Annotated in this window: 10 protein-coding genes; 5 read left to right on the top strand and 5 right to left on the bottom strand. The window is 59.0% G+C overall.

What is annotated here, in order from left to right:
* Positions 1-27: 27 nt before the first annotated feature.
* Together DQN55_RS15430 and DQN55_RS15425 are read right to left on the bottom strand one after the other, a co-directional pair.
* Positions 28-582, bottom strand: coding sequence for a GNAT family N-acetyltransferase (locus DQN55_RS15430; RefSeq protein ID WP_048379477.1), 555 nt, complete (start codon positions 580-582; stop codon positions 28-30).
* A 490-nt stretch (positions 583-1072) separates the two neighbouring features.
* Positions 1073-1327, bottom strand: coding sequence for a DUF2790 domain-containing protein (locus DQN55_RS15425; RefSeq protein ID WP_048379479.1), 255 nt, complete (start codon positions 1325-1327; stop codon positions 1073-1075).
* Positions 1328-1631: 304 nt separating this feature from the next.
* Here DQN55_RS15425 and zapE point away from each other — a divergent pair, with 304 nt between their 5' ends.
* Both zapE and pvdP read left to right on the top strand, forming a co-directional pair.
* A complete protein-coding gene (gene zapE / locus DQN55_RS15420) occupies positions 1632-2747 on the top strand; it encodes a cell division protein ZapE (RefSeq protein ID WP_048379481.1) in 1116 nt (371 codons plus the stop codon).
* Between the two features lie 181 nt (positions 2748-2928).
* On the top strand, positions 2929-4545 hold the full coding sequence (gene pvdP, locus DQN55_RS15415; RefSeq protein WP_048379483.1) for a pyoverdine maturation tyrosinase PvdP: 1617 nt from the start codon (positions 2929-2931) through the stop codon (positions 4543-4545).
* A 56-nt stretch (positions 4546-4601) separates the two neighbouring features.
* Here pvdP and DQN55_RS15410 read toward each other — a convergent pair whose 3' ends face one another.
* From DQN55_RS15410 to DQN55_RS15400, 3 genes are read right to left on the bottom strand one after another with little or no spacing between them, the layout of a single operon-like run.
* Positions 4602-5996: an efflux transporter outer membrane subunit gene (locus DQN55_RS15410; protein WP_048379485.1), complete on the bottom strand. Its 1395-nt coding sequence runs from the start codon at positions 5994-5996 to the stop codon at positions 4602-4604.
* A 7-nt stretch (positions 5997-6003) separates the two neighbouring features.
* Positions 6004-7974 (bottom strand): MacB family efflux pump subunit, encoded by a 1971-nt coding sequence (locus DQN55_RS15405; protein ID WP_048379487.1) that lies wholly within the window; start codon positions 7972-7974, stop codon positions 6004-6006.
* Entirely contained in the window at positions 7975-9147 is a 1173-nt protein-coding gene (locus tag DQN55_RS15400) for an efflux RND transporter periplasmic adaptor subunit (RefSeq protein ID WP_048379489.1), read from the bottom strand. It lies immediately after the preceding gene.
* A 308-nt stretch (positions 9148-9455) separates the two neighbouring features.
* Here DQN55_RS15400 and DQN55_RS15395 point away from each other — a divergent pair, with 308 nt between their 5' ends.
* The 3 genes from DQN55_RS15395 (at position 9456) to DQN55_RS15385 (ending at position 12550) form a co-directional block, all read left to right on the top strand.
* Positions 9456-9938: a sigma-70 family RNA polymerase sigma factor gene (locus DQN55_RS15395; protein WP_172601031.1), complete on the top strand. Its 483-nt coding sequence runs from the start codon at positions 9456-9458 to the stop codon at positions 9936-9938.
* 115 nt (positions 9939-10053) lie between these two features.
* On the top strand, positions 10054-11391 hold the full coding sequence (locus DQN55_RS15390) for a lysine N(6)-hydroxylase/L-ornithine N(5)-oxygenase family protein (protein ID WP_048379491.1): 1338 nt from the start codon (positions 10054-10056) through the stop codon (positions 11389-11391).
* A 442-nt stretch (positions 11392-11833) separates the two neighbouring features.
* Entirely contained in the window at positions 11834-12550 is a 717-nt protein-coding gene (locus DQN55_RS15385; RefSeq protein ID WP_048379586.1) for an MgtC/SapB family protein, read from the top strand.
* The last annotated feature ends 67 nt before the right edge of the window (positions 12551-12617 follow it).

Here is a 12617-nt window from a genome sequence, read left to right as displayed (position 1 = left end):
GGTATCAGCACGGGATCGGGCATTTTTTCAGGCTTTCCCGTGGCGCGAGAGCCATCGCGCGCGGGTAATTTCCCACAGGTCACAGACAAACCGGCCGCTGACAAAGTTTTTCTCCTGGCTGCTGACCCGGCGCATTCCCCCTCGCACCGATATCCGGCGCGAAGCCACGTTGGGTGCGGCTTTTGGCACGCGCATCATTGGGCGCCCCAGTGTCTCGAACCAAAAGCTGTCCACGGCTTCACAGGCTTCACTCATCAAACCTTGACCTTGCCAGGGTGGAGACAGCCAGAACCCCCGATTGTTGTCGACTTCATCCATCAGGCTGATACAACCGATCACGTTGTCAGGGTGTGACAACAACCTGAGGGTCCAATGCCACTCTGTGCCTCTCGCCATTGCCGGGAGTGCCACCTCTCGCAAATAACTTAACGCACCGTCTTGCGGATAAGGCCAGGGGACGAAAGCGTTCAAGTAACGCACCACTTCCCAGTGCGCGAAACGCAACTGGATGGCGTCGGCGTCCGCCAGGGTCAAGGGTTGCAACAGCAATTGCCGGGTGTAGAGGGTGGGGATGATTCGCATCGGGGTGGCTCCTTGCCATTTGTCTGAGCCGAGATTAACCCTGAACGACGATCGTCAAAAGGCCTTTTTAAATGTTGGATTATTGAAACATAGTAAGGCTGTTACGACCCGCGCTCCATTAAAACAGAGTGGACCTTGGGGGAGGCTTTTATTAATGGGCGGGATTTCAGGGGTTATTACGTTTCCGAATGCCTACCTCAAGAGAGGAGGACTAAGTATCGATGACTTGAATGAACTCCCTGCTGCACTCAGAGTTAAGATCGTAATAATGCAGGGTGTCTCATGGGGTTGTTAGGGGGCATGGCGGTATTGGTTTTGATTGAGGAATCAGGCGAATTGGAGCGATAGCAAGTACTTGTGCGGGTTTCTAAAAACGCAATATCCAGATTGTCCTCGATCACCTCAGTCTCATCTTGACTGTTTGAGCCGTCACCCTGTGTTTAATAAAAAAGCCCCCTGGAAAGAGGGGGCCGGGGCCAGCAAGGAGCGTTTAGTGCATGCTGCAGCCGTTGCCCATGACTTGATACTCCACGGTGTGGCGCTGACCCTGATGGTCTTCATAAGTCATGGTGGCCGGCACCACTTCACACACATCGGGGATGCTGGAAAGGCTAATGACTTTGGCAATGTCCAGTTTGGACCCGTAACGGTAATGCTCGATCGACGAATGGTGTGACTGTGTTGTTTCACCGGCCATCGCCAAGCTAGCAAAACCGGCAAGGAACAGTGCAAATAAGGTTTTCATGAGTGTGGCCTCTAAAGTAATCAAACGTTAAAACTGACTGACTTCATTTGCCGGTGTGGCGGGAAGAAGTTACGGTGCGACTTGAGTGATCAATATGCCCGTACGAAGTGCCGTTTACGCCTGTTAAGTCATGCGTGGAACATGCAATAAATGTTACGCCGATTCAAAAAACTTAAAACCCCAGATGGCAAAATGCTCTGTTACCGCAGGGGTAACAATGTGCGGCGAACTTGCGGTTTTTCAAGGCTTTTACGCTCTTCTTGCTGGCATACTGCCGCGTCTGAATCAGGAGCCAGCTATCGGTATGAATGTCGAGTCCCCCCTCAGCGCCTGGCAACGGGCTATTGAAGAACAAGGTTTTGTTCATGATCCCGCTCAGTGGCAGGCGGTGCAGGCGCTGCAGCGCTGTCATGATGCATTGCACCTCGGAGCCGGGCCGGTCAGTGGGGTGTATTTATGGGGGCCGGTGGGTCGGGGCAAGACCTGGTTGATGGATCAGTTCTATCAGAGTCTGCGGGTGCCCGCCCGGCGCCAGCATTTTCATCACTTCATGCAATGGGTTCATCAGCGTCTGTTTCAGTTGATCGGCACTGCCGACCCGCTCAAGGCGTTGGCCCAGGGCCTGGCCAAAGAACTGAAAGTGCTGTGTTTCGACGAGTTGTTCGTCAATGACATTGGTGACGCGATCATTTTGGGGCGTTTGTTTCAGGTGATGTTCGATGAAGGCGTGGTGCTGGTATGTACCTCTAACCAACCGCCTGAACAGCTCTACGGTCATGGCTTCAATCGGGACCGTTTTGCACCTGCAATCACTGCCATTCTTAACCACATGGACGTGGTGTCGGTGGACGGGATCGAGGATCACCGGCTGCACCCTGGTATTGCCCATCAGCGCTATTGGGTGACGAAGCCGGATGAGCCAAGTGTGATGCCCGGCATGTTTGAGACATTGACCCGGGGCCAGACGGTATCGGACCAGCCTGTGCCTGTGGGCCATCGTTCATTGCAGGTGGTGGGTGCCAGCGACAGTGTGCTGTGGTGCAACTTTCATGAGCTCTGTGAGCAGCCGTTGGCCGCGACCGAATTTATGGAGATCTGCGACCAATTCAAGGTGATTCTACTGAGCGAAGTGCCGTGCCTGAGTGCCGAGCAACGGGAAGGCAAGATTGCCCGTGGTACGGAAGATGGCGCGGTCAAGGTCGAAGCCGGAGACCGTGAACTGCCGCAGCTGTCCAGGTTCGACGACAGTGTGAGGCGTTTTATTGCCCTGATCGACGAATGTTACGACCGCAAAGTGCCGGTGTGCGTTGAGGCCCGGGTACCGATGGATGAGCTCTATACCCAGGGATACCTGGCGTTTGCCTTCCGCCGCACCCTGAGCCGCCTGCAGGAAATGCAACTGCAACGGTTTGGCCTTTAACCGCTGCCTAATGCGAAGTCGCAGCCTGCGACAAAGGTCATGTGTAGCAGCGGTCGAGTAGAGCGAGCCCGCGTCCGGCGGCGCAGCCGTCGTCAGCCCCGGGCAGGTGGCTTAAATTTAAGTGTCGAGCAAACGTTCTAGCTTGGATAACGCCTGCATTCAGGCTGAGACAGGTAGGGCAATGACGATTTCTCGACGAGGGTTCATCGCAGGTTTGGCGATCACCGGCGCGGCAGCGCCAGCAGCGTTCTACGCGCACCGAGCGTTAACGCAAGCAGACGAACCGGTCACGCCCGGTGAAGCGACGGTCGAGCTGGCCGACACCGCCGGCCAGCAATTGGCGGATCAGCTACGTGGGCGCTGGCGTATCAAGTTTAATGGCCGCGAGGCCGGACTTGAGGGCTTGCCCGCGGATGATCTGGAGCTATGGCTGGACATCGCTCCCCGCGGACGCGGTGTCCGCGGTTATCTGGATACCGCAGCGGTGTTGCAGGGAGAGACCGCACCGCACTACCGCATCCTCGGCGATCTGGTAGCCCCCGATGCCAAACGAATGCACTGGCGCTTGACTCGCAGCGATACGCTCAACGGCCAGCCAGATTACGAATTCAGTTTTAGCCTCGACGAAGTCTGGGGCACCTACGGCAACGCGGGCAGCGGCACCTTGAGCGGGCGCGTGCAACGCCTGGATCGCCCGCTGGGGCTGCCTGAGCAGGACAACCGCTTCGTCGCCCTCAAGCACACCTTTCCCGAAGCCCGTGAACGTATTGCCCTGGAGGCGCCGCTATTGGCCTGGCTGGTGGCGCCCGAACACCGGCTGTTTCATCAGCTCTGGCATGCTTCCCGCGATACTTGGCACGAACTGTCGGAAGACAAACGCAATGCCTTGCGCGGTATTGGCTGGCAACCCGGTCAACGCGGCAAAGAGCGCGATGCCCGTGGCCCGCGCAAGGATCGTAATGGCTCGGGTGTGGACTTCTTTTTTATGCACCGACACATGTTGCGCACGGCGCGTTCCCTGCAGGACCTGCCTGCGTGGGCATCTTTCCCGTTGCCTCAACCCGAGCTTGAACGCGACCGTGCAGGTTTTGGCCGCTACTTTGACAACCATGATGGCAGCGCCTTGCCGCCGACCTGGCTGGCAGAGGGGGATGAGGCCTATACCCAATGGCTCAGCGATATCAAACAGCCCGAAACCTTCCACGCTAACTTTGAGGTCTGGGAATCGCGTTATCGCGACCCTCGCTACCTGTCGACCCTGACACTCGGCCAGTTTGGTTCAGAGGTGGAACTGGGCCTGCATGACTGGCTGCACATGCGCTGGGCCTCTGTGCCCCGCGATCCCTCCAACGGTGCGCCGGTGCCCATGGCCCGCGACCCGGCTGATTTTGCTGCGCGCTGGTTTGTACCTGAAAACGATTTTTTGGGCGATCCGTTCTCTTCCCATGTCAATCCGGTGTTCTGGAGTTTTCACGGCTGGATTGATGATCGCCTGGAGGACTGGTTCCGTGCCCACGAGCGCTTTCATCCCGGTGAGTTGCAGCGTCAGGAGGTCAATGGCGTACCGTGGTTTGCGCCGGGCCGTTGGGTGGAAGTGGATGATCCGTGGTTGGGGCCCACTACCCATGGCTGCAGCACGGTGCCGGGTCTGGCCGCAGGCAAAACCGTGGAAATGGACCCGGAAACCATGAAGCTGGCATTGCGCATCACGTTTGGCGAGGAGAGCACGCTCACTCACCTGTTGCGTCGGGTGCCGCGTCGGCCCTGGTATGCACGGCACCTGTCGCTCAAGGCCTGAACGGCCTTGGCGTTCAGGCCGGCTCGGGTGAAGCCCGGGGCGAATGAACACCGGGTTTACTGTGAGTGCCAGCCACCCCCCAGCGCCTTGTACAGCGCGATGCTGGCTTGCAGTCGCGCCATGCGCAGTTGCACCTGTTGATCCTGAGCCTGATACAGCGTGCGCTGGGTTTCCAGTACCGTCAGCAGCATTTCCGCACCCGCCTGATAGCGGTTCTCGGCCATGTCGAAAGCTTGCCGGGCCTGTTTGAGTTCCTCGTCCTGCCAGTAACGCTGTTGATCCAGCCCGTGGGCACTGTTGAGCGCTTTTTCGACGTCGGCGAAGGCATTGATGATGCTTCCCCGATAGGTTTGCAGCAGCTCTTGCTGGCGGGCTGTGGCTTTGTCGCGTTCGGCGCTGAGGCGGCCGTTATTGAAAATGGGGGCCGCGAGCCCTGCGGTGAGGGTGTAGAACGGGCTGCGCAAAATATCGCTGAAGGAGTCCGCCCCGGAGCCCAGGCTGGCACTCAAAGTCAGGCCGGGCAGCATGGCGGCACGGGCAACGGTGATGTCGGCATGGGCGCCCGCCAGTTTGGCTTCGGCACTGGCAATGTCGGGCCGACGGCTCAGCAGGTGGCCGGGCTGGCCGCTGGCGATCTTCGGCCAGTGCAACCGGGCAAATGCCCTACCGTCAAGCTCAAGGTTTTGCACGGGCTGGCCGAGCAGTACCGCCAGACTGATGCGTGCTTCTTGCGCCTGTTGTTGCATCAGCGGCCATTGGCGTTGCTGGGCGGCCATCAGGCTCTTTTGCTGAGCCAGCTCCAATGCCGTGGCCGATCCGGCGTCATAGCGGGTTTGCACCACCTGTAACACGCGTTCTGCATTCGTCAGGTTGAGCCGGGCAATGCGCACTTGCTCGTTAAGCGCCAGGGTTTGTACATAAAGGGTGGCCACGCCGCTGAGCAGGGTCAGCTCAACGGTGTCCCGATCGAACTCGCTGGCCCTGAGCACTTGCTCGGCACTGTCCCGGGCCGCGGCTTTGCCCCCCCAGAAGTCCACCTCATAGCTGGCCGTCAGGCTGGCATCAAAATAGTCCACGGCCTTGTCGTCATCGCTGGTATCGAGCTGACTGTAACCCTGACCGCGCAGCAGTTTTTCACGATTGCCACTGCCGCCGAATTTGACCTCCGGCAACAGCGGAGCGCCTGCGATCGTGGCGCTGGCGCGGGCCTGACGGACCCGTGCCATGGCGGCAGCCAGGTCATGGCTGCCAGCTTTTGCCTGGGCGATCAGGCGATCCAGTTCAGGACTGCCAAACGCGCTCCACCAGTGTTGGTCGAGTTGCTGGTTGGCCTGTGAGTGCGTGGACTGCCAGGCGGCGGGCGGCACAATGCCGCTGTCGTCACGTGTAGGGGAATGGCTGCACGCGGCCAGCAACAGGCATGTGGACAGCAGGCTCAAAGACGGCTTCATCAAGAAATCATTCACTGGTAAGGGCCGTGACCGGGTCGAGCCGGGCAGCTTTGCGGGCCGGCATAAAGCCGAAAATGACACCCGTCACCAGCGCGCAAGCAAAGGCGCCGAGGACTGAGATCACAGAAAACGCGACCGCCACATCGCACAGCAGCAGTACGCCGCCGACCATGAATGCCAGGACGATACCCGCCACGCCTCCTACCACCGAGAGCATCAAGGCTTCGGTCAGGAACTGGCGCAGGATGTCGCGCTGACGCGCACCGGTCGCCATGCGGATGCCGATCTCTCGGGTACGCTCGCGTACGGTCATCAGCATGATATTCATCACCCCGATACCGCCCACCAGCAGCGAGATGGCGGCAATTGAACCGAGCATCAGCGACAGGGAGTTACGGGTTTTGGCTTCTGCCTGAATCATCGCAGCGTTGTTGGTGATTTCGAAGTCGCGTTGGCCGTGGTGCAGTTTGAGCATCAGTTGCTCAATGGCCTGCTCGGTTTGATGGACCTTGCTTGCATCGGCTGCGGCGATCACCACATATTCGGGATTATGGCTGCCGAACAGGCGCACGCTGGCGGCGGAGTAAGGCACCACGATGCGGCTGTCGCTGTCCGAATCGCCGGAGCTGGCCCCTTTTTTCGCGAGGATGCCGACGACGCGGAAGGGCACGTTTTCCAGCAGGATGTACTGGCCAATCGGATTGGGCACATCCTTGAGTACTTTGTCGCGGACCTTTTTACCGATCACCGCGACTGCAGCAGCGGCATCTTCGTCGGCCTGGGTGAAGAAGTTGCCCTGCACTACCGGCCAGTTGAAAATCGCCGGAAAATCGATGCCATTGCCGCCGGTGTACATCGTGTGGTCGACGTTGCCGTAGCGCACGCCAATGTCGGCGCCATTGATCGGCATGATCATTCTCACTTGCGGCAGGGTCGACAGGGCGGCCACATCATTGAGCGTCACAATGCCCAGTGGCGCCCGGGGTCTGGGAGACATGCCGCTGAGGTAAATAATATTTGAGCCAAACGCGCCCATTTCCGCCATCACCTGGCGTTTGCTGCCTTCGCCAACCGCCAGCATCACCACCACCGAGGCCACGCCGATCACGATGCCGAGCAAGGTCAGGGCCGTACGGAAACGATTGATCCACATCACCCGCCACGCGGCATGCACTGCATCCAGCAACTCGCCTTTCCAGGCCCCCCGGGCTTCGCTGCCCGCACTGAGTCGCTGGCGCAGGTCGATGGCTTGCAAGGCTTTGGGGTTATCGGTGGGCGCGGGTGGCTCGCCGTTGGCGCTGTCACTGATGACCTCGCCGTCGCGCACCTCGATGATCCGGTTGGCTCGGGCAGCGACTTCACGGTCATGGGTAATCAAGATAACCACATGCCCCTGGCTGGCCAGCTCGTCGAGCAGGGTCATGACCTCGGCGCCGCTGTGGCTATCGAGGGCACCGGTGGGTTCGTCAGCGAGGATGATGTGCCCGCCGTTCATCAGGGCCCGGGCAATCGAAACCCGCTGTTGCTGACCTCCCGACAGTTGATGCGGACGGTTGGCGGTGCGCTCGGCCAGACCCAGGCGGGCGAGGAGAGCAGCGGCGCGGACATGCCGTTCGGCGGCGGGCATGCCGGCATAAATCGCCGGCATTTCGACGTTTTCCTGTGCCGAGGCGGAAGGGATCAGGTGGTAGCCCTGAAACACAAAGCCAAAAGCCTCGCGGCGCAGCCAGGCCAGTTCATCGGTATCGAGATTGGCGACGTCTTCGCCGGCAAACAGATAGCGGCCGCTGGTCGGGCGATCAAGGCAGCCGAGAATGTTCATCAGGGTCGATTTGCCCGAGCCTGAAGCCCCGACGATCGCCACGAATTCGCCGGCATGGATCGACAGGCTGACGCCCTTGAGCACATGCACTTCAGGGGCGTCGACGCCGCCGTAGACCTTGCGAATGTCCTGCAGGTCAATCAAGGGAGTGGGCATTCAGCCTCCATTGCCGATGGCAGGGCCGATGAGCAGGTGATCACCTTCGTTCAGGCCTTCGAGCACTTGCACCCGCAAACGGTCGCTGAGGCCGGTGCGAATATCGCGGGGTTCGACCTTGCCGTTTTTTGCCACCACGTAAGCGGTCTGACGCTCACCCTCGGTACTGCCCTGCAAGGCCACGATCGGTGCGAGCAAGGTATTCCTGGCCTGGCCGGCGACGAAAAACACCTGAGTGGTCATTTCCGGCATCAGTGCCTGATCGGCGTTGTCGACGTCGAGGAGCACGGTGTACAGCACCACACGGGCACTTCCGCTCTTGCCGGAATTGGACGGGCTGCCCCCGCCCTGACTGGCTTCATTCAACGGTTTGGGCGGCACGGGCAGCACTTGGCGCACGGTGCTGGCCCAGCGCCGGTTACCGCCGCTCAAGGTGGTGAAATAAGCCGGCATGCCGGGTTTGACATGACCGATGTCCGCTTCCGATACCTCGGCCCAGACGGTCATGGGAGACAGCTTGGCGATGCGCAGGATCAGCGGTGTTTGTTGCTGGGCATTGAGGGTCTGGCCTTCGCGGGCATCCAGCGCCACGACGGTGCCGGACATGGGCGCATAGATGCGGGTATAGCCCAGCTCAGCCTCGTCACTGCGCAAGCTCGCCTGCGCCTGGCGAATCTGTGCCTTGAACATGTTGACCCGAGCCTGAGTGGTGCGCACTTCGGCCTGTGCGCTCTGGATATCTTCCTGGCGGGTGGCGCCGCCCTGGGCGAGGGTCTGCTGGCGCTGATATTTTTGCCGGGCCAGGTCGTGCAGGGCGCGCTGTTCTTGCAACTGGGCCTTGAGGTTGTCAATGGCGTAGCGGCTGGCGTCAAGCTTGGCGGTTTGAGTCGAGGGGTCGATTTCGACCAGCAACTGGCCTTCCTTGACTTCATCACCGACGTCGACATGGATTTTATGGATTTGCCCGGATGCTTGCGCCCCCACGTCAACATACTGTCTGGGTTGCAAGGTGCCCAGAGCGGTAACGCTACTTTCGATATCACCGCGGGTGACAGGCACGGTGTCAAATGCCTCCCGGCCGGGCTTCAGCCAAAGCCAGACAGCAAGGGCAACGACAAGCAATAAACTCAAGGCAATCAGCAGTGCACGGCGGGTCTGTCGAGGGCGTTTCATGCAGGGTTCCGGGCAATGGAAATCGGCCCGTTGTCATACCGTTGGGCGGCAAGGCCCAAGAGCAAACGCTGTCGATGGCACGACAGACACGGGGAGCTGTTGAGTAAACGAAGGGTTGAAGCGGGAATTTAACGGTGTTTCCACAAGGATATTACTGAACATTTCGGTGTCGTTACGGTGTTGGCGCTTTAAATCTATATGAGAATTACTATAAATTACATCGGCGAAAGTGCCATCATCATGCCGCTATCCCACTCAGTCTGTTCTGCGCTCATGGAAAGTTGCCGCTGCCATTGCGGTCAGGAGTCATGTTGGAAAACTACTATCGCGAGCTGGTGAGCTTCTTGAGTGCCAGGCTAGGCAATGCCCAGGCGGCCGAAGATGTGGTGCATGACGCTTATGTGCGGGTGCTGGAGCGTACCGCTGCCGAACCGATCGAGCAGCCTCGGGCATTTCTGTACCGCACGGCGCTCAACCTGGTGATCGACGGCCATCGGCGCAACACCTTGCGCCAGATCGAACCCCTGGATGTCCTGGACACCGAAGAGCGTTTTTTCAGCCCCTCGCCACAGGTCCTGATGGATCATGGCCAGCGTCTGGAGATGCTTCAGCGAGCCTTGGCAGAGCTGCCTGCGGCGTGCCGCGACAGTTTTTTGCTGCGCAAGCTGGAGGGACTGTCTCACCTTGAGATTGCCGAGCGCCTGGGAGTGTCGCGCAGTGTGGTCGAGAAGAACATTGTCAACGCCATGAAGCATTGTCGCGTTCGAATCCGGATGTGGGACAACGCCTAAATTTCATTTCCAGATGCTCGTTCCTACTCAACAGACGACCTGTTGTTCTGTCATGGATCACTCAGGTCACGGGCTTTTTTCCCTCTGTTGAGGGGTCATCCAGAGGACACTGAAAATGTCACAGGCAATCGCTTCGTCCGTCGTTCATGATCTGATCGGCATCGGCTTCGGGCCTTCCAACCTGGCGCTGGCCATCGCCCTGGAAGAACGAGGACAGGTTCAGGGCCCCTTGGACGTGTTGTTTTTGGACAAGCAGGCCGATTATCGCTGGCATGGCAATACGCTGGTGACCCAGAGTGAATTGCAGATTTCCTTTCTCAAGGATCTGGTCACCTTGCGCAATCCAACCAGCCCGTTCTCCTTCGTCAATTATCTGAAGGCCCATGGTCGGCTGGTGGATTTCATTAACCTTGGGACCTTTTATCCTTGCCGCATGGAGTTCAATGACTACCTGCGCTGGGTGGCGTCGCACTTTGAGGCGCAGAGCCGTTATGGCGAAGAAGTGCTGGCCATTGAGCCGGTGCTGCACCAGCAGCAGGTTGAAGCGCTGCGCGTAATTTCCCGCGATACCCAGGGCCAGCAATGGGTGCGCACCACGCGCTCGGTGGTGGTCAGTGCAGGTGGTACGCCGCGTATTCCGCAGGCGTTCAAGGCACTCAAGGATGACAGCCGGGTATTCCATCATTCGCACTATCTTGAGCGCATGGCCCGGCAGTCCTGCGTGTCAGGTAAACCGATGCGCATCGCGATTATCGGCGGCGGGCAGAGTGCGGCGGAAGCTTTTATCGACCTGAACGACAGCTATCCGTCGGTGCAGGTCGATTTGATCCTGCGTGGCTCGGCACTGAAACCTGCGGATGACAGTCCATTCGTTAACGAAGTGTTCTCGCCTGAATTCACCGATCTGATGTTTGCGCAAAATACCGCCGAGCGTGAGCGTCTGATCACCGAGTACCAGAGCACGAACTATTCGGTGGTGGACATCGACCTGATCGAGCGCATTTACGGGATTTTCTATCGCCAGAAAGTTTCAGGCATCGCGCGTCATGCATTCCGCAGCCTGACGTGCATTGAAAACGCTGTGGCGGGCGAGCAGGGCATCACACTTGCCCTGCGCAATACGGCCAGCGGTGAATTGAGCGAGCAGGTCTACGATGCAGTGATTCTGGCCACCGGTTATGAGCGGCAAATGCACCGTCATTTGCTGGCACCGTTGGCCGAGTACCTGGGTGACTTCGAGGTAGGCCGCGATTATCGCGTGATCACCGACGAGCGTTGCAAGGCCGGGATCTACATGCAGGGTTTCAGCCAGGCCAGTCACGGCCTGAGCGACACGCTGCTGTCAGTGTTGCCGATTCGGGCCGAAGACATTTCGGCCTCGCTGTACGCCCATGACAAGAACCGCCACACGCGCCACGAACTGGCCGAAAGGTTACTGGCCAACGCCAGCTAAAGCGCCCGTACGTGCCCCACGGATGTGCTTAGGGAGGCATTGGCGGGGTCAGGCTGAACCTTTGCTGAAGAACCTTGCGGTTCAGCCGGGTCGAGAGGGATTTTCGGTTTACTCACTAAAACACCGAGCGTAAGCTGCCGGCGTTTTTATCAATAGCGGAGCCCTTCAGTGGTTACCAGTTCGAGTGACAGTCATCTTCCGATGCTATTCATCGGTACTTACTCGGCAAGCTAGCGCGCAGACTTTCCTGCCGCTTCTTGCTGAACAGCGAGAAGCGGCCTCCTGATCAGGTCAGTCCTGACCTGATCATCGACGTCCTCTCATTGATATCGACGTGTGCGATCGCCTGTTTTCGCGGCTCGCTACACACCGTGCACGCTTGTGTTCATGACCTGGCGCGTACGTACGGCCGGCAGTGGTATCGCTGCCCGGGGACAACGACATGCAAGCACTTAACAACATCAACCTGACGTCCTTGATCGACACGCTGGTCAGTCTCAGCGCTGCTTTTATTCTGGGCGGGCTGATCGGTTATGAGCGTCAGTATCGCCAACGTACGGCAGGTTTACGCACCAATGTGCTGGTGGCGGTGGGCGCGGCTATTTTCGTCGACATGGCCAACCGCCTGGGCGGTGCTGAAGGCGCGGTGAGGGTGGTGGCGTATGTCGTGTCCGGCATCGGCTTTCTGGGCGCGGGGGTGATCATGCGCGAGGAGGGCAACGTCCGCGGGCTGAACACAGCGGCCACATTATGGGCATCAGCCGCCATCGGTGCCTGCGCCGGTGCAGACCTGGTTGTGGAAGCCTTGCTTGGCACGCTGTTTGTGCTTGCGGCCAATACGTTGTTGCGCCCGATCGTTAACAACATTAACCGCCAGCCGCTGGACGTGATCTCGTCCGAAGTGACCTACATGGTTTACGTCATTGCCCGACGTCATCAGCAGAAGGCCGCGCTGGCTCTGCTGGAGGCCGAACTGGAGCGCAGCAATTACCCGGCACGTGATCTGGATATGCATCCCTTTGGCCAGGATGACGTCGAGATTGAAGCGACGCTGGTCGCGACCTCGGTGGACGGTGATGAACTGGATGCCCTGATTGCGAGGATCTCGACGTCGACCCTGGTGGTTCAGGCTTTCTGGAGCTCAAGTACGACAGAGTAAAGCGATGCAGCACAGCAGTTCGTATATTTGAGAAAAGTCCTACAAGTTCGGTAGATTAATCCCTTCA

The sequence above is a fragment of the Pseudomonas taetrolens genome, from assembly GCF_900475285.1.
In the GTDB taxonomy this organism is placed as follows: domain Bacteria; phylum Pseudomonadota; class Gammaproteobacteria; order Pseudomonadales; family Pseudomonadaceae; genus Aquipseudomonas; species Aquipseudomonas taetrolens.
Note: the sequence above shows the minus strand (reverse complement) of the source record. Positions and strands in the feature narration are given on the sequence as shown.